The organism is Treponema vincentii F0403, assembly GCF_000412995.1.
GTDB classification, from domain to species: Bacteria; Spirochaetota; Spirochaetia; order Treponematales; family Treponemataceae; genus Treponema; species Treponema vincentii.
Genome location: NZ_KE332512.1, coordinates 1,451,942 through 1,469,680 on the forward strand (window position 1 = coordinate 1,451,942; position 17,739 = coordinate 1,469,680).

The 17,739-nt window shown below is 43.6% G+C and carries 12 protein-coding genes; 10 read left to right on the plus strand and 2 right to left on the minus strand.

What is annotated here, in order from left to right:
- Nucleotides 1–7 precede the first annotated feature (7 nt).
- Nucleotides 8–427, minus strand: coding sequence for a hypothetical protein (locus HMPREF1222_RS06415; protein ID WP_006187707.1), 420 nt, complete (start codon nt 425–427; stop codon nt 8–10).
- A 244-nt stretch (nt 428–671) separates the two neighbouring features.
- Between HMPREF1222_RS06415 and HMPREF1222_RS06420 the strand changes: the two genes are divergently transcribed.
- From HMPREF1222_RS06420 to HMPREF1222_RS06430, 3 genes are read left to right on the plus strand one after another with little or no spacing between them, the layout of a single operon-like run.
- Nucleotides 672–2,141 (plus strand): tetratricopeptide repeat protein, encoded by a 1,470-nt coding sequence (locus tag HMPREF1222_RS06420; protein WP_016518710.1) that lies wholly within the window; start codon nt 672–674, stop codon nt 2,139–2,141.
- A 9-nt stretch (nt 2,142–2,150) separates the two neighbouring features.
- Nucleotides 2,151–3,326, plus strand: a complete 1,176-nt coding sequence (locus HMPREF1222_RS06425; RefSeq protein WP_016518711.1) for a TraB/GumN family protein — start codon at nt 2,151–2,153, stop codon at nt 3,324–3,326.
- A 33-nt stretch (nt 3,327–3,359) separates the two neighbouring features.
- Nucleotides 3,360–4,055, plus strand: a complete 696-nt coding sequence (locus HMPREF1222_RS06430; RefSeq protein WP_038076563.1) for a DNA alkylation repair protein — start codon at nt 3,360–3,362, stop codon at nt 4,053–4,055.
- A gap of 253 nt (nt 4,056–4,308) precedes the next feature.
- Here the strand turns inward: HMPREF1222_RS06430 and HMPREF1222_RS06435 are convergent, their stop codons facing one another.
- Nucleotides 4,309–6,114, minus strand: coding sequence for a methyl-accepting chemotaxis protein (locus HMPREF1222_RS06435; protein ID WP_016518713.1), 1,806 nt, complete (start codon nt 6,112–6,114; stop codon nt 4,309–4,311).
- Between the two features lie 173 nt (nt 6,115–6,287).
- On the opposite strand from HMPREF1222_RS06435, the gene HMPREF1222_RS06440 reads away from it, so the two are divergent.
- From HMPREF1222_RS06440 to HMPREF1222_RS06465, 7 genes are all read left to right on the plus strand, one after another.
- Nucleotides 6,288–6,854, plus strand: a complete 567-nt coding sequence (locus HMPREF1222_RS06440) for a 2'-5' RNA ligase family protein (RefSeq protein WP_006187702.1) — start codon at nt 6,288–6,290, stop codon at nt 6,852–6,854.
- A 198-nt stretch (nt 6,855–7,052) separates the two neighbouring features.
- Entirely contained in the window at nt 7,053–7,592 is a 540-nt protein-coding gene (locus tag HMPREF1222_RS13135; protein WP_016518714.1) for a phospholipase D-like domain-containing protein, read from the plus strand.
- Between the two features lie 15 nt (nt 7,593–7,607).
- Nucleotides 7,608–10,283 (plus strand): DEAD/DEAH box helicase, encoded by a 2,676-nt coding sequence (locus tag HMPREF1222_RS06445; protein ID WP_016518715.1) that lies wholly within the window; start codon nt 7,608–7,610, stop codon nt 10,281–10,283.
- A 33-nt stretch (nt 10,284–10,316) separates the two neighbouring features.
- The gene (locus HMPREF1222_RS06450) at nt 10,317–10,961 is read left to right on the plus strand and encodes a DUF4391 domain-containing protein (protein ID WP_244870166.1); all 645 of its coding nucleotides are present in this window, start codon (nt 10,317–10,319) and stop codon (nt 10,959–10,961) included.
- Nucleotides 10,958–12,610 carry an AAA family ATPase gene (locus HMPREF1222_RS06455; RefSeq protein WP_016518717.1) on the plus strand — a complete coding sequence of 551 codons (1,653 nt, stop codon included), beginning with the start codon at nt 10,958–10,960 and terminating at the stop codon, nt 12,608–12,610. The genes HMPREF1222_RS06450 and HMPREF1222_RS06455 overlap by 4 nt, the downstream gene beginning before the upstream one ends.
- An 86-nt stretch (nt 12,611–12,696) precedes the next feature.
- Nucleotides 12,697–14,661: a site-specific DNA-methyltransferase gene (locus tag HMPREF1222_RS06460; RefSeq protein ID WP_016518718.1), complete on the plus strand. Its 1,965-nt coding sequence runs from the start codon at nt 12,697–12,699 to the stop codon at nt 14,659–14,661.
- 15 nt (nt 14,662–14,676) lie between these two features.
- Nucleotides 14,677–17,733, plus strand: a complete 3,057-nt coding sequence (locus tag HMPREF1222_RS06465) for a type III restriction-modification system endonuclease (protein WP_016518719.1) — start codon at nt 14,677–14,679, stop codon at nt 17,731–17,733.
- Nucleotides 17,734–17,739: the final 6 nt, after the last annotated feature.

The following is a 17,739-nucleotide window of genomic DNA, read 5'->3' on the forward strand; positions in this document are numbered from 1 at the left end:
CGCTCTATCACTGTTTATATAGATAACTTACGATATCTCCAGTTCTACTTACTATACATACGTGCTCATGCGTTATAAGCCATTTGGCTTGTTTTGTTGCTTCGGTATCGCCAAATTCTTCGCTTTTAAGCCATTTCATTATTTGGCTTTCAGTCCACATATCTTTATCCTTATCAGGTAATACTTTCGATATGGCATTCCATTGTTCTGCATTAAATTCTAGCTGAATAAAATCTCCGTCTTCAAGTCTGTTTTTAAAAACTTCTTTAAATTGAGTATATGTTGACCGGTCAAGCCAGATAGTATACTTTTTCGTTTCGGGATTTGAAGAGTTATTGCCTACAGGATTATTACAAGCAGCTAAAGTCATTAAAACAGCCAGCAAGCTGAACAGCAAAAAAGGTTTCAATAAATTAATCTTTTTCATTTTACAAAATCCTCCAATTATTTTGTGAAGAAAAATAGTTCCGTACTATCTATATATAAGCTATATAGTAGCGTGATAGCACCGAAATATATTATATGCAAACTTATTCCCTGTCAATGAAGTTTTTTACAGCATCCCTAGACCAGATTGAAAAACTTGGGTAGACTAGCGGGGTTATGCAAAAGCGGAAGCCTTTGAGCAGTTCCTTTAGTTTTAAGTTAATCACCGTTCCGTAGGAGTTTTCATGAAAAATTTGTATAAAGGTATTTTAAAAAAAACGGTATGTATATACTTTATCGTCAGTACGCTTTCCTGTTTAAGTGCGCAGGGAGCAAAACCTAATACTCAGCCCGCCCCGCAAGGAGCCGAAAAAGCGGCGGCAGACGGCAGCAGCGCGGAATCGGCCGAAGAAATTCCGCCGCGGGTTATATTCGGACAGCAATTAAGCGCATTGCTAAGCGAGCAGAAATGGGATGAAGCTATTGCGCTCTTTGATACCCTTCCGGAAGAAGATAGAGATTCTCTTTCCATACGGAATTTAAAGGTGGCCGTGCTTGTTTCCACCGGACGGTTAAAGGATGCGGAGGAAACGGCAAAGGCGCTGGAAAAACAATATCCCAACGACCTCAATGTGCTGTACACTATGACAATGGTTGCTCAGGCCAAAAACGACATAAAAATGCGGAAAACCTATTTAAAAAAGATATTAAAACTCGATCCCGACAATGTGCAGGCCTTATATGAAGAAGGCGTCGATTTCTACAATCAAGGGAGCTATAAAGAAGCGGGAGAAACATTCGGCAAAATTTTAAAGAAACACCCCGACGACGTTCAGGCATTGATTTGGTGCGGCAAGGTGTATTATTTGGACAACAAGATGACGGAAGCGGAGGAATGCTACCGCACGGCATTGAAGTATCAGCCGAAAAACAGCCTTGCTATCGCCGAATTGGCTCGGATAAAATCGGAAACAAACCGCATGGCGGAAGCTATTACGGATATACAAAAAGCAATTGACTTGGAACCCGATGCAGCGCCGCATTGGACGGATCTGGGCTCTTATAATCTGCAAATAGGAAGAAAAGAAGAAGCGCTTGCAGCATTTAACCGCGCAATCGAACTTGTTCCCGATTCATATTTTATTCATATTTACCTTGCGGGATTAAACGATGATCTCGGCAATAAAGAGGATGCGATAAAGCATTACAAAAAAGTAACCGAACTGTATCCTCAATATTATTTTGCGTATGAAGGGCTCGGCATTTTACTCTTTGAAAAAAAGGATTGGGAGGGCGCCCGTCGTGCCTTTATCAATGCCCTGCGCTATGCACCGGCAAATATCTATTATGCGCTATCCGCAACGGTGTGCACTTATAAACAGAATAAAAAGGCCGAAGCAAAAGACTTTATGTCAAAATATCTTAAAACGATAGACCGCGCAAAACGGGAAACCGATTATTATCTCTGTCGCCTCTTTATCGACTTTGCCGGCGATAGCGATGTCAATAACCGCATCACAAAGGAAAAGGATGAAACGGAGCGTTTGCGTAAATTCTTTTATTTAGCCGAATTCTACCGGCTTGCAGGGAAAGGCCATCTTGCCGAAAAATTTTTGCTCGAAATTAAAACCACGCAAACGCCGACTTTTTTTGAATACCGGCTTGCAATAAGCGAGCTTACCCCCAATGCGGATACAACCGCGGCAAAAAAATAGGACAGGGCTATGGATCAAACTTTAAAACACCTTACCTTAAATGATAAAGAAATTATCCTGCTTGGAACGGCGCATATTTCCAAAGAAAGTATTGATGATGTCGAACAATGCATTCACGATGAGCAGCCCGACTGTGTTTGCGTAGAATTGGATGAACAGCGGTATAAGGCGCTTACCGATGAAAAGCAGTGGCAGGAGCTCGATATTATTCAGGTACTCAAAAGCGGAAAAGGCTTTTTGCTGCTCGCTAATTTGGTACTTGCCGCTTTTCAGAAAAGGATCGGCGCCGATGTCGGCGTTAAGCCCGGGGATGAAATGAAGGCCGCCATTACCGCCGCAAAAGAACTTTCTATTAAAACGGAGCTTGTCGACAGGCCTATTCACATCACCCTGAAACGGGCATGGGCAAAGAATAATCTCTGGGGTAAGTCGAAGCTTTTGGCAACGCTGCTGAGCAGCGCCTTTTCTACCGAAAAACTCAGCGCCGATGAGATTGAAGCGCTGAAGGACAAAAGCGAGATGGACGGTATGATGGCGGAAATGGCGGAATACTTGCCGCAGGTAAAAGAAGTGCTGATCGACGAGCGCGACCGTTATTTGGCGACAAAGATATGGAATGCGGCGGGAAAGAAAACTGTTGCGGTTTTAGGCGCGGGACACCTTGAAGGCACCGCAGCCTATCTTGAAAAACTGCAAAGCGGAACAGCGCCGAACGATGTAACCGATATTGCCGATGTGCCGCCTAAGAGCGGTCTTGCAAAACTTTCCGGCTGGATATTCCCGGCGCTGATTGTGCTGCTCATCGCGGCAGGCTTTGTGAAAGGCGGCGTTGCAGTGTCAAGCGCCTTATTGGTTCGCTGGCTGCTTTGGAACGGAAGCCTCGCCGCATTTGGAACGCTGCTTGCACTCGGCCATCCGTTAAGCATCATCACCGGTTTTTTTGGCGCCCCGCTCGCAACGCTGAATCCGTTTATCGGCGTCGGTTTATTTACCGGCATCGTTCAAGCATGGGTACGGAAACCGCAAGTCGCCGATATGGAACATCTGACCACCGACGTAACGAACATCAAGGGCTGGTATAAAAATAAAATAGCGCACATCCTGCTGATCTTCTTTTTGTCCAGCCTCGGCGGTGCAATCGGAAACTTTATCGCAGTGCCTGCACTGATCAGCGGCTTGCTGTAAGAAACCGTAAGGCGGAAGGGAATAGTGGGAACGATGCAACCAAAGCAGACAGCAATTCAACGCAGGCTCTTATCGATGCAGGATGTGCAATACAGGGATTTTAACTCAAAGCTTATTCCCACTGTTGATCCGCATCTGATGATCGGCATACGGACGCCGCTTTTAAGAAAATTTGCCAAAGAGCTTTTTAAGACGGAACCGGAACAGGCCGCCGCTTTTATGCATGACCTTCCACACCGGTATTTTGAAGAAAACAACCTGCACGCATTTCTCATCGAAAACATCAAAGACTTTAATGCGGCAATGGATGAAACGGAAAAGTTTTTGCCGTTTATCGATAACTGGGCAACCTGCGATTCGTTTTCACCCTCGATTTTCAAAAAATATCCCGATGCGGTATATCAAAAAATTTTGACGTGGCTTCAATCGTCCCATACCTATACCGTCCGTTACGCAATCGGGTTATTGCTGTCCAATTACCTTGACGAGCGCTTTAAACCGGAAATGCTTGAACTCGTTTCCGCCGTAAAATCGGAAGAGTACTATATCAACATGATGATTGCGTGGTATTTCAGCTTTGCGCTGATTAAACAGTATGACGCCGCGCTCCCCTATATCAAAAAACAAACGCTTGCGCCTTTTACCCACAACAAAACCATTCAAAAAGCGATAGAAAGTTATCGGATCCCCGCCGACGTAAAAGACTACTTACGGACGCTGAAAGTGTAACGCGGACTCGGTTGTAGGGCGCGGCATGGGGTAATTCTACAGTGCGGTTATACAAGGATACATCATCAATTTTTTCATTTATATCCTTACTTAGCAATCGGTATATAAGTTAATGATTGAATGACGATATGTTTTCTCTCAACAAGTGTACGTATTCACATTCGTAAATACCTCTATACATCTTAATGATATATACGATTCGTTTTCTGCACAAATAGCTTCAATAAGGCGTTCGTATACTACCGGCTACCGCTTACTCAGTTTCTGTCGATGTTTTAAATTTATCGATTTGATTTTGGACTGAATCGATTATTTCGTTGAGGCTTTCGGCTTCTTGGATGACGATGTGTTCGGCGCCGGAGATTTCGTCCATACCGATAAGGATTTCGGTTATGCCCGTGTTGACTTGTGCTGCAAGACTTTCGATTTTGCCGCCGGTACGGGCCAGTTCCGACGAAACGCCGCCAAGCGTCTGCGCGCTCGAAGCAACCAGTCCTTGCTGATTGCGTAGATTGAGAACGGCTTGCTGAATGGCATCCGCTGCCCCGGATACGGTTTTAATTTGTTCCCGCATGGAAATAAATGCTTTTCCCGTTTGGTGTACGCCGCTATCGATGTCCGTAAAAGAGCGCTTTGTTTCCTCGGTAATGAGTGCGGCTGCCTGTGTTCGGTCGATGATATCTTTGAGAGAATGCGCAATGGCTGCGGCATTCTTTTTTGCATCGTCGGCAAGTTGGCGAATCTCCTGTGCAACAACCGCAAAGCCCTTGCCGTATTCGCCTGCGTGTGCCGATTCAATCGCGGCATTCATTGCAAGCATATTGGTTTTTTCTGCAATATTATCAATCATTTTGACGAACGAATCGATCGCATGAATGCGCGTGTTGATATCCGTTACCACTTTTTCCGTTTCATCCATACGGAGAATCCCCGATTCGGATTTGGTTTCCAGCGATTCGGAAAACGCTTCCAGCCGGCCGATTTCTTCCGCAATAATGGAAAAGCTTTTAATCATCTCGTCTGCAGCTTCTGCTGATGATGCGCTCGCCTGCGTTTGATGTCGAATAGCTTCCACGAGATTTTGCGCGATACCGGAAACATTTTCGCTCAGTGCGTTTGTACCGCCGACATCTTGTTTCAACAGCTCCGTTGATTTTGAAATTGCCGCAGTATTGCTGCGGATTTGGTTAATGGAGGCTGCCGTCCCCTGCGATGCGTCAAAGAGTTTTTTTTCTACGAGGCCTATCTGCGACGCATTAGTCTTTAAATCGGCAATCATCGTATTCAGATGCGCAATAAAATTGTTGAAGGTATGCGCGGTGTCTGAAATTTCATCATTGCCCTTTACCGCCAGCCGAATACTCAAATCTGCCGTCCCTCTGCCGATGTCATCGAGATTCTTACGAAGCTCCATCAACGGACGCACAAAGAAAACCGTAACTAAAAACACAACTACAGCAAGACATGCCATGCAGAACAAAAATACCGGAATGACTGTGAGCCATACTGATCGCATCAGCTGTTCATGCCGCCCGGAATAATCCGAATCGACTGCAATAGCATACCGGTTTGCAGAATCAGCGTTATCAAGCGGCATAAAAAGCGACTGCACAGTTCCGAACCGATTACGGTATGGTGAAGTCGTAAAGGTTATCGTGTTCGTTTGAAAGGCTTGCAAAAGTTCCGAAGGCGGCGAGTCAAGTGTAAAAAATGAATCTGCGCCGTGTGTCGCCGTTAAAACGAGCAGCTGCTCATCTGTTTTTCTGATAAACCAAATATTGTACACACCTGTTTGCTCTTGCAATTTGTTCAGCTTCTGCTGCAATGATAGAAACGGTTCCTCCTTACCGGAATCCGCCGTCAGCACATCAAAAGGGATACCGCTGCACAGAGCCTGCACTCCCGCTGCGGTAATATGCAGGGTTCTCCGTACCTCCGCCGATGCATCCAGCGCATTCTTATAGCGCAGCACAAAAAATCCGAACGTCAAAAATCCCATAATCGCCGGAAAAAATACCATAATGAGCTTAACGGACAACGTACGTCTTATTCGCTGCATAAGTAATCCTCTTGTGAAAATATATGGCGCAGTATCGCTGGTACAGTTTGCAATACGATTGCTTCAAATACGCTTATGCAAGCCATTTTTCTTAGCATGGTGGAAAGTTGCTTGCAGGCGTTACGTAAAGAAACACATAGCATGATAAGCGATTCTATGCTATAGTTTCAAGGATGAAACAACACAGCTTTCCGCAGCAAACACACTTTATCGGAGTTCTCCTCCCGGAGGATATCACCCTTACCCTCGAAGACTGCCGGCGATATATGAACAAAACTTACGGCTGCAAGTCCGGACATGCTACCCCAATTCATGTTACCCTTGTTTCTCCGTTCAGATTGCAACAAGATTATTCAACAGCCGATTTAATAAGTGCGATTGAAAAAAATGTTTTACCCAAAGGTTTAGGCTTTTCAGCTCATATAGATAACTTTGATGCGTTTGGAGATAGGACACTTTTTGCAAACGTAGTTGCGTACGAGGCTTGGACAAAACTCCGTGATGAAACGGTAAAGGCAATTCTGAACGCCTGCCCGGGCTGTACTAAAAAAGACCAAAGACCATTCCAGCCACACGCCACCGTTTCAAACCGGGACATTCCTGCGGGGGTAATGACAGAGGCGCTTCAGGTTATGAATGAATTAAATCTTGTAGAAGATTTTCCGGTTGATAACATCACGATTTTTGAACGCAAAGGCAACAGGTGGGAAGCGGCTGTTACGATGGAGTTGGGGGTATAAGCTGATGATCGGTAGGGTGTCGTAGGCTTCATCAGCGATAATACTGGGAATATGTGGTCGAATCGAAGGAACTCAGAAGTGTGAGAATTCATACGTAATTCTGAAAGATGCAAAAAAACGATATACAAATTTGTTTACGAAAAAGATAATGGCTAAAGGAATATTCGGTAAAGTATAAATTTTAAGCAGGTATATGACGTGAAGATACTCGATAATATTAACAATACTGTCCGCGATGATTTGCTGGCAGAGATAAAACGCGGAAGCAAGGTGTCCGTTGCGGCAACCTGTTTTTCTATGTACGCCTATCAAGAATTAAAAAAGCAGCTGGAAGCCGTAGAAACCTTCCGATTCATTTTTACGTCGCCTACTTTTATACAAGAAAAAGCTGAAAAGCAGAAACGTGAGTTTTACATTCCCCGTCTGTCTAGAGAAACCAGTCTATACGGTACGGAATTTGAAATCAAGCTTCGGAATGAGATGACTCAGCGTGCTATTGCAAAAGAATGTGCAGACTGGATTCGCAGAAAAGCACAATTCAAGTCCAACACCACCGGAGAGAACATGACGGGTTTTATGACCGTTGATACCGGAAATGTCCAGACCGCCTATACACCTGTAACCGGGTTTACTACGGTGGACATCGGGTGTGAGCGCGGTAACAACACCTACAATATGGTTAATTGCATAGACGCGCCCTTTTCGCATCAGTATATGCAGCTGTTTGACCAACTTTGAAACGATTATGAAAAAATGCAGGACGTGACGGATCTGGTCATTGAAAACATCAGCACAGTCTATACCGAAAACGCTCCGGAGTTCATTTACTTCATGACGTTATACCATGTATTCAGTGAGTTTCTGGATGATATATCTGAGGACGTACTTCCCAATGAGGACACAGGCTTTAAGCAAAGCCGTATCTGGAATATGCTCTACGATTTTCAACGAGATGCAGTACTGGGCATTATCAATAAATTAGAAAAATACAATGGCTGCATTCTTGCGGATAGTGTTGGTTTAGGTAAAACATTTACTGCACTGGCTGTTGTGAAATACTATGAAAACCGTAATAGGTCTGTGCTGGTTCTCTGCCCTAAAAAGCTGGCAGAAAACTGGAATACCTATAAAGATAACTATGTCAATAATCCCATCACCGCCGACCGCCTGAATTATGATGTGCTGTTCCATACAGACCTTTCCCGTAACGGCGGAATATCGAACGGACTGGATTTAAACCGGCTCAACTGGGGCAACTATGACCTGATCGTCATTGATGAATCCCATAACTTTCGCAATGGTATCGGCACACACAGTAATACGCAAGAAAACCGCTATCAAAAGCTGCTGGAAAAAGTGATCCGTGCCGGGGTCAAGACAAAAGTTTTGATGCTTTCCGCAACGCCGGTCAATAACCGATTTATTGATTTGAAGAATCAACTTGCTATTGCCTACGAGGGCAATTTCGAATATTTAGATGAACGGCTTAACACCACAAAAACGCTTGACGACATCTTTAAACAAGCACAAAAAGCCTTTAACGCATGGAGTAAGCTCGATCCGGAACAACGTTCAACGGACGCGCTGCTTCGTACATTAGATTTTGATTTCTTCGAACTGCTGGACAGTGTGACTATTGCCCGGTCGCGTAAGCATATCGAAAAATACTATGACGCAAATAAGATCGGTAAGTTCCCTGAAAGATTGAAACCAATATCCCTTCGTCCGTGTCTGACGGATCTGGACGATGCTATTAACTATAACCAGATTTATGATCAGCTGATGCAGCTTTCCCTGTGCGTCTATACGCCATCGAATTATATATTTCCAAGCAAGATTCAAAAGTACAAAGATCTTACGCATAATAAAGGCGAAAACTTAACTCAGACCGGTCGTGAGCGTGGTATTCAGCGTCTCATGAGTATTAACCTACTCAAGCGGCTCGAAAGCTCGGTCAATTCTTTTAAGCTGACACTAAATCGCATCATGAAATTGATCAACAATACAATTGACGGAATCAATCGGTTTGAGAAATACGGTTCAGCAGATATCTCCATGTATGAGGCAAACGGTGACGACTGGGATATGGATGATGAAAATACGGAATTCTTCACTGTGGGTAAAAAAGTCAAAATTGATCTTGCCGACATGGACTGGAAAAGTTGGCGGAAAGAATTAACGCAGGATGCTGAAGTGCTGGAATTACTCACACTGATGATAGCCGATATAACTCCGCAACACGACAGTAAATTACAGAAGCTTTTCTGTCTGCTGGACGAAAAAATTGCCCATCCCATAAATCCCGGTAATAAGAAAGTCCTTATATTTTCCGCATTTGCGGATACGGCAGAGTACCTCTATGATCATGTAAGCATGTATATAAAAAACAAATATGACTTACACACGGCGGTCATAACCGGCTCCATCGATGGACGTACAACAATCAAAGAATTTAAGGCAACGCTCAACAATGTATTGACGTGTTTTTCGCCGGTTTCAAAAGATCGCGATGTGCTGATGCCAAACAATAAGACGGAAATTGATATTCTGATTGCAACCGATTGCATCTCGGAAGGGCAGAATCTTCAAGACTGCGACTATCTTATTAACTACGATATTCATTGGAATCCTGTGCGTATTATCCAACGGTTCGGACGTATCGATCGTATTGGCAGCAAAAATAAGACCATACAACTGGTGAACTTCTGGCCTGATCTACCGTTGGACGATTATATTAATCTGAAATCCCGTGTGGAAACCCGTATGAAGATAACTGTCATGACCGCTACCGGAGATGATGATCTTATTAACTCAGAAGAACATGGCGATCTTGAATACCGTAAGGCGCAGCTTAAGCGCTTACAGGAGGAAGTTGTCGATATTGAAGATATATCTGATGGTATTTCTATTATGGACTTGGGTCTTAACGAATTCCATCTTGACCTATTGGATTACATAAAGCACAATAATGATATGGATAAGAAACCCCGCGGACTACACACCGTTGTACCCGCCACAGATGAGCTGCCGGAAGGGGCAATCTTTGTCCTGAAAAATGTCAACAGCAGTACCAATGTAGATAACGGCAATCGGCTTCATCCGTTCTACATGGTTTATGTTGGAATAGACGGTAAAATTATCTGTAATTACCTTAATCCTAAAAAGCTGTTGGACGATATTCGGTTGCTGTGCCGAGGAAAAACAACACCGATTCAAGAAGTATATGAGCAGTTTAATAGGGAAACGGATGACGGAAAAAATATGGCAGCTATGTCAGAATTACTGACTCAAGCGATCGACTCCATCATTGACGTCAAGGAAGAAAGTGACATCGACAGTCTGTTCTCCGCCAGCGGAACATCAGCTTTGATGAGCCATGTATCCGGATTGGAGGATTTTGAATTGATTTGTTTTCTGGTGGTTAAATAACTTTATTATGGGGAGGTTCTGATCTTGTTGGGATTGCCGGAATCAACGGAGTTTAACGCGAGAATTCCAAAACAAAAGTTTTATGAAAATCTATCGATTACTCCTGCTATCAAAAAGGCGTTCACGGAGCAGATAAAAATGATTTACTGGCGCAATAAGCTGGCTGCAACTACGCTGAATCTTGCTGCTGGAAAACGGGTCATGGAAATCGAGATATTTGAGGTAAACCTTAACTCGCTCGACCTTGATGAAAATGTGCTGCGTTTAATTGACCGGGAAATATCTTATCATATTCTGTTTATTTTGGAGCATAATGGGAAATATCAGGCTGTAATGGGATACAAAGAAACTGCAATTTCAGGCAAAGCAGCGTTTAAAGTTGACCGCTACTACCATACGGAATGGGTGGATGAAGAAGAATTGCCGCTGCATCTGGAAGGCTTGACAATGGATGCCGTGTACGAAAACTTCATCCGGCAAATTGCAGGGAATAGCCTCAACGGTAAAGAACATACCACACTGAAAGAAAGTATCGAACAACAGAAAAAACGCGAGCAACTGGAGAAGCAGATTGCCACGCTTGAAGCGAAAATAAGAAAGGAAAAACAGCTAAACCGACTGATGGAAATAAATGCGGAATTGAAGCAATTGAAAAATGAGGTTGGAAGAAGCAAATGAAGATAAAAAAGATTGAACTGAACAATTTCAAGCGGTTTACCCATTTAGTTGTTGAGGATATCCCTGAAACAGCTAAGCTGATAGTCTTAGTTGGTCCGAATGGTTCAGGAAAGACATCGTTTATGGAGTCCCTGAACCATTATTATAAATTTGCTGGATATAATAATATCGGTGATTACGATTATTTGAACAAAAGTAGTACGGCAGAGGCTTTCAACTATAGCCGATGGTATTATCACGCATCAAAAATTGTGAGTATTGACTTCTATGATATACATTTACCCAAAGACATTGGCGATAGTACCGATATAAGAGGTCATTTCTATTTCCGAAGCGCGTATAGAAACGAGCCTGATTTCAAAATAAATTCCATGCAGAGGCAGCAAGACCCTACCGAGTCGATCCGATTGGAATCACTTATCCAGAACGACCAAACGGTTTCTGCAAATTATCAGAGGCTTATTGCCAATACCATCGCAGGTGTGTTTAATAATGAAAATGACACAAAAGCCGTTGCTATGCTGCGCGATGAATTAATTGGAAAAATCAAAGCAGCCCTTAAACGCGTATTCGAGGATTTGGAACTTTCATCGGTCGGCGATCCGCTCCAAAATGGAACCTTCTATTTCACAAAAGGGACTACTAAGGATTTCAGCTATTGCAACCTTTCGGCAGGAGAAAAATCTGCTTTCGATTTGATATTGGACATGGTTGTTCAATCTAAATATTATCCTGACGCTATTTACTGTATTGATGAACCGGAAACGCACATGCACACTAAACTGCAAGGGAAAGTGCTGCGAGAGCTATATTTGCTTATTCCGGGGCAATCACAACTGTTGCTTTCGACCCATTCCATCGGGATGCTCCAAGAGGCGGAAGAAATTGAACAGGAACATCCGGGGACAGTTGCTTTTTTGGATTTTGGCGGGAGAGATTTTGATACAGATCAAATAATTCGTCCTGCAAGGATTGGAAAAGCAGTCATGGATAAGTTTTACGAACTCGCTTTTGGAGACTTTGCAAAGTTGATGCTTCCACGAATAATCGTGTTTTGTGAAGGTGACCCAAACGGAGGAAAGCGTAAAGATTTTGATAAAATGATTTACACCACCATTTTTGCAGAGACTTATCCCGAAGCATTCTTTATTTCCGGCGGCTCATGCAACGATATTGAGAATATTGAGAAAACACACGGAGGGATTATTAGTACACTACTTAAAAATACCACGGTCATAAAAATTGTAGATCGAGATGACAGAAGTGATCCGGAAATTTCGCAGCTTGCAGAAAAAGGCATTAGAGTATTAAAAGAACGAAACCTTGAGTCCTATCTGCTTGATGATGAAGTAATCAAAAAATTATGTGAATCAGTTGGAAAACCTGAGGAATACGATGAATGCATACGTGAAAAGGACAAAGCACTTGCCGCATCAATAAGCAGGGGGAATGCAGCGGATGATTATAAGTCTGTTCGCGGGGAGATTTATAATGTATTAAAAAAGCGTCTTACACTTACAAAATGCGGAAACAATCAGGATTCATTCATCCGTGATACCCTTGCCCCTTTAATTACCCCGGATATGGATGTATACAAACGTTTAGCGTTAGAAATATTCGGCAATGACACTAACGGAGGAAATAACTAATGGAAAAAATGCGTATGGAATCGCCCGATTTAACTGCACAGAATATAGACCGCATAGCAGCCATGTTCCCTAACTGAATCACGGAGATGCTGGACGAGGAACATAGTACACCGGAGAAAAAGGTGTACAAGCGGGCAATTAACTTTGAGTTGCTGAAACAGATGCTCTCACCCGACATAGTAGATGGCGACGAAGCTTATGAATTTACCTGGGTTGGAAAGAAGGCTGCGATCATAGAAGCCAACAAACCGATTCGTAAGACACTGCGCCCTTGTCCGGCAGAAAGCAAAGATTGGAACACCACCGAAAACCTCTATATCGAGGGCGACAATCTGGAAGTCCTAAAACTGTTGCAGGAAAGCTATCTCGGCAAGGTCAAGATGATTTATATTGACCCACCCTATAATAGAGGCTACGACTCTTTGTACCGTGATGATTTTGCTATGTCTTCTGATGAATACTCAGAAGAACGTGGCGCAACAGATGACGTTGGGAACAGAATGTTCAAGAACACAGATACTAATGGTCGGTTTCACTCAGATTGGTGCAGCATGATATATTCACGGCTGATGCTCGCGAGGAATTTGCTAACGGATGATGGAGTGATATTCATTTCGATTGATGAACACGAATATGCTAACATTAAAAAAATATGCGATGAAGTGTTTGGTGTGTGCAACTTTATTGCTGAACTTATTTGGTCTGCTGGTAGGAAAAATGACTCCAAGTACATTTCTGTTTCTCATGAATATATTCTGTGCTATTTCAAAGATTTACTATGGGTGAAAGAACATAAGCTCCTGTGGAGAGAAAAGAAGCAAGGCCTACCCGACATTTATGCCGAATATGAACGTCTAAAAAAATTGTACGGTGAAGACTGTGCTACAATCGAGAAATATCTTAAAACATGGTATAAATCATTGCCAGACGGTCATCCTGCAAAAGATCATTCACACTATAATAGAGTAGATAGTCATAGCATATTTTTCGCGTCTGATATTTCTTGGCCCGGTGGTGGCGGTCCGAAGTATGAAATAATGCACCCTATTACCCATAAGCCAGTCCGTATTCCGTCAAGAGGGTGGATTACCAACCATGAAACAATGCAGCGTTGGATAGCAGAAGGACGGGTGAACTTTGGTGTGGATGAAAGTTACGTCCCCACTATAAAATCATACCTGTCAGAACACGAATATGGCGTACCCTACAGTGTGTTCTATCAGGATGGACGAGCTGCATCTAAGCGTCTCGCAACTCTAATGGGTGATAAAGTTTTTGAAAATCCAAAAGATGAAGAGATTATACAGCGAATTATCCGGTTTTGCGGTAGCGATGACGGAGATATAATTATGGACTTCTTCTCTGGTTCGGCAACAACTGCTCATGCACTGTTCCTAGCCGATGCAGAACAAAACAAGCATCGCAAGTTTATTCTTGTTCAGCTACCTGAAACGATTGATCCGCAGAAAGAAGTATCGGAGAAAGCCAGAAAGGTTGCTCAAAATGCAGTTAATTTGTTGGACTCCATAGGGGCTGTACATAATATTTGCGAAATTGGTAAGGAGCGTATCCGTCGTGCCGGGGAAAAGGTCAAATCCGAAAGTCCTATGACTACTGGAAACCTTGACGTCGGCTTTCGTGTCTTTAAGCTTGATGACACCAATATGAAGGATGTCTACTATACACCGGATGATTACGATCAAGGGATGCTCACGGAAATGGAATCCAATATCAAGGCTGACCGCACCGATCTCGACCTGCTATTCGGCTGTCTGTTGGATTGGGGCTTGCCGCTGTCTCTGCCATACACCTCTGAAACGATTGATGGCTGCACGGTACATACCTACAATGACGGCGACCTGATTGCATGTTTTAACGACAACGTGCCGGAATCCGTGGTGAAAGAGATTGCCAAGCGCAAGCCGCTTCGTGCGGTATTCCGCGATTCCAGCTTTGCATCTAGTCCGGAGAAAATCAATGTATTCGAAATTTTCAAGCTCTATATGCCGGAGGATGCGAACGATATCACCAAACGAGTGAGAGTCATCTAAGAAAGGAGCTGCCGCATGAAACTACAATTTAAGCATCAGAAGTTCCAGGCCGATGCTGCAAAAGCGGTTGTTGACGTATTTGCGGGGCAACCGTATCTCACTCCTACCTACATGATGGATAAAGGTTTCGGAACCTATCAGATTGAACTTAACGAAGAAGAAAAATTTACCGGGTGGCGCAATGAACGGATTATACCGGAACTTTCAGATGCGCTGATTTTAGATCATTTACAAAAGATTCAGCGGGCAAATCAGATTGAACCTTCCCCAAAGCTCGAAGGCAGATATAACCTTACAATTGAAATGGAAACCGGCGTCGGAAAAACGTATACGTATATCAAAACCATGTACGAGCTGAACAAACACTACGGCTGGAGCAAGTTCATCGTAGTTGTTCCCAGTCTTGCTATCCGCGAAGGTGTTTATAAGTCCTTTCAGGTAACGCAAGAGCATTTTGCGGAAGAATATGGAAAGAAAATTCGCTTTTTTATCTATAACTCTGCCAAGCTCACGGAGATTGATCGTTTTGCCTCTGATAGTTCAGTCAATGTAATGATCATCAATTCTCAAGCTTTTAATGCCAGGGGAAAAGATGCCCGGCGTATCTACATGAAACTGGACGAGTTCCGAAGCCGCCGACCGATTGAGATTATCGCAAAGACAAATCCGGTTATGATTATTGGCGAGCCGCAATCTGTGGAAGGCAAGCAAACAAAAGAGCGGTTGAAGGAATTTTGCCCGCTTCTGACGCTGCGTTATTCTGCTACTCACAAGTCCGACAACCTCTATAACATGATTTATCGTTTGGACGCCATGGAAGCTTACAATAAGCGGCTTGTAAAAAAAATTTCTGTGAAAGGTATTACTGAAACCGGAAGCACCGCGACTGAGGGCTATGTATATTTGGAAAGTATCAACCTTTCTAAAGCAGACCCAACCGCTACCATTCAGTTTGACTACAAGGGGGCTGTCAGTGTCCGGAAAGTTACGAGGAAGGTTGGTATCGGATTCAACCTCTATGATAACTCAAACAACATGGAGGAATACAGAGACAACTTTGTTGTGAAGTTCATTGATGGCCGTGACAATCACGTTGAGTTCCTGAACGGCATCAAAATTTTCGCTGGAGACGTTATCGGTAAGGTCAGCGAGGAGCAGCTGCGCCGTATTCAGATCAGGGAAACGATTCTTTCTCATATTGAGCGGGAGCGGCAATTATTCCATAAAGGCATCAAAGTGCTTTCTCTGTTCTTCATTGATGAGGTTGCTAAATACAAGCAGTATGATGCGTCCGGCAAGCCCTACAATGGTATGTATGCCGATATGTTTGAGGAGGAATACACTGATATTCTTGCAAACATACAGCGTGAATTTGGCGACAATGAATACATGAACTATCTGGATTCTATCAAGCCGCAAGACACTCATGCCGGTTACTTTTCCATTGATAAAAAAGGCAAGCTGACCGACAGTAAGATTTCGGACAAAACTGAAAAGACTTCTGACGATATTGACGCTTACGATCTGATTATGAAGAACAAGGAGCTACTATTGGATCGCGATCCTAAGAACTCCCCTGTTCGCTTTATTTTCTCCCACTCAGCCCTACGGGAAGGCTGGGACAACCCAAATGTATTCCAGATTTGTACCTTGAAGCAGTCTTCCAGTGACGTGCGCAAACGGCAGGAGGTTGGTCGGGGCTTGCGTCTTTGTGTCAATCAAGACGGTGAACGAATGGATGTCAATATCCTCGGGAATGATGTACACAATATTAACGTACTGACCGTTATTGCCAGTGAAAGCTATGACAGTTTCGCCAAAGGCTTGCAGAGCGAGCTCGCGGATGCTGTGGCGGGACGCCCTGTGGCTATTACTGCAGATTTATTCAAGGGCAAGATCATTACAGATGCAAATGGCAATGAGCAGGTGGTAGACAATGACATAGCACAGGCTATCTACTTTGATATGGTCGTTAATGGCTATGTTGATAAGAAAGGTGTTCTTACCGAAAAATACTACACTGATAAGGCTAACGGTGAAGTCAAAGTTGCTGAGGAAGTGGCAGACTGCGCAGACGCTGTTCTGAAGATCGTGGATTCTGTCTATGACAGTAATGCGATGAAGCCTGAAAATGCCCGCGATAAGAACGTGGAGCTTCAAATTGATCCGGATAAACTTGCTATGCCGCAGTTCAAAGAACTTTGGGAACGTATCAGACCCAAGTCCATTTATGTTGTTGACTTTGACACCGATGAGCTGGTATGGAATGCGATTAACGTTCTGAACAGTAAGCTGCGCGTATCAAAGCTGTTCTTCAAGGTCGAGACCGGCGCGATGGAAGAGATCAAATCAAAGGATACACTGTTAAGCGGAGCTTCTTTTGTAAAAGAAAAATCTGCTGCTTACGGTGCTTCCCAGAAGATTCATGCTTCCTCAAGTGTAAAATACGATTTGATCGGCAAGCTCGTTGAAGAAACCGGGCTGACAAGAAAAGCTGTTGTGGATATTCTGACCGGTATCGAAAAGACGGTGTTCGATCAGTTCAAAGACAATCCGGAAGAATTTATTATCAAGGCGGCGTCACTCATCAACGACGAAAAGGCCACAGCAATTATCCAGCATATTACCTACAGTATTCTGGATGAGCACTATACTACGGATATATTCACCGAGCCGACGATTAAAGGCACGTTAGGTGTCAATGCGATGAAAGCACAGAAACATTTGTACGATCATATCATATTTGATTCTGCTAATGAGCGTAACTTTGCAAGTGATCTGGATACCAACACTGATGTTGCCGTATATGTAAAGCTGCCGGATGGTTTCTATATCTCCACTCCGGTCGGCCGTTATAATCCTGACTGGGCCATTGTATTTTATGAAGGAACCGTGAAGCATATCTATTTCGTTGCTGAAACGAAAGGCTCCATGTCCTCCATGCAACTCCGTCTGATTGAGGAGTCCAAAATCCACTGTGCCCGCGAGCATTTCAAAGCCATCGGCAGCGGCGAAGTTGTTTATGATGTTGTCGACAGCTATCAGACACTGCTCGACAAGGTGATGAAGTAAGCAGAA

Coding starts and splice junctions, on each gene's coding strand:
- HMPREF1222_RS06415 (WP_006187707.1), bottom strand. CDS start 427: ATGAAAAAGATTAATTTATTGAAACCTTTTTTGCTGTTCAGCTTGCTG.
- HMPREF1222_RS06420 (WP_016518710.1), top strand. CDS start 672: ATGAAAAATTTGTATAAAGGTATTTTAAAAAAAACGGTATGTATATAC.
- HMPREF1222_RS06425 (WP_016518711.1), top strand. CDS start 2,151: ATGGATCAAACTTTAAAACACCTTACCTTAAATGATAAAGAAATTATC.
- HMPREF1222_RS06430 (WP_038076563.1), top strand. CDS start 3,360: ATGCAACCAAAGCAGACAGCAATTCAACGCAGGCTCTTATCGATGCAG.
- HMPREF1222_RS06435 (WP_016518713.1), bottom strand. CDS start 6,114: ATGCAGCGAATAAGACGTACGTTGTCCGTTAAGCTCATTATGGTATTT.
- HMPREF1222_RS06440 (WP_006187702.1), top strand. CDS start 6,288: ATGAAACAACACAGCTTTCCGCAGCAAACACACTTTATCGGAGTTCTC.
- HMPREF1222_RS06445 (WP_016518715.1), top strand. CDS start 7,608: ATGCAGGACGTGACGGATCTGGTCATTGAAAACATCAGCACAGTCTAT.
- HMPREF1222_RS06455 (WP_016518717.1), top strand. CDS start 10,958: ATGAAGATAAAAAAGATTGAACTGAACAATTTCAAGCGGTTTACCCAT.
- HMPREF1222_RS06460 (WP_016518718.1), top strand. CDS start 12,697: ATGCTGGACGAGGAACATAGTACACCGGAGAAAAAGGTGTACAAGCGG.
- HMPREF1222_RS06465 (WP_016518719.1), top strand. CDS start 14,677: ATGAAACTACAATTTAAGCATCAGAAGTTCCAGGCCGATGCTGCAAAA.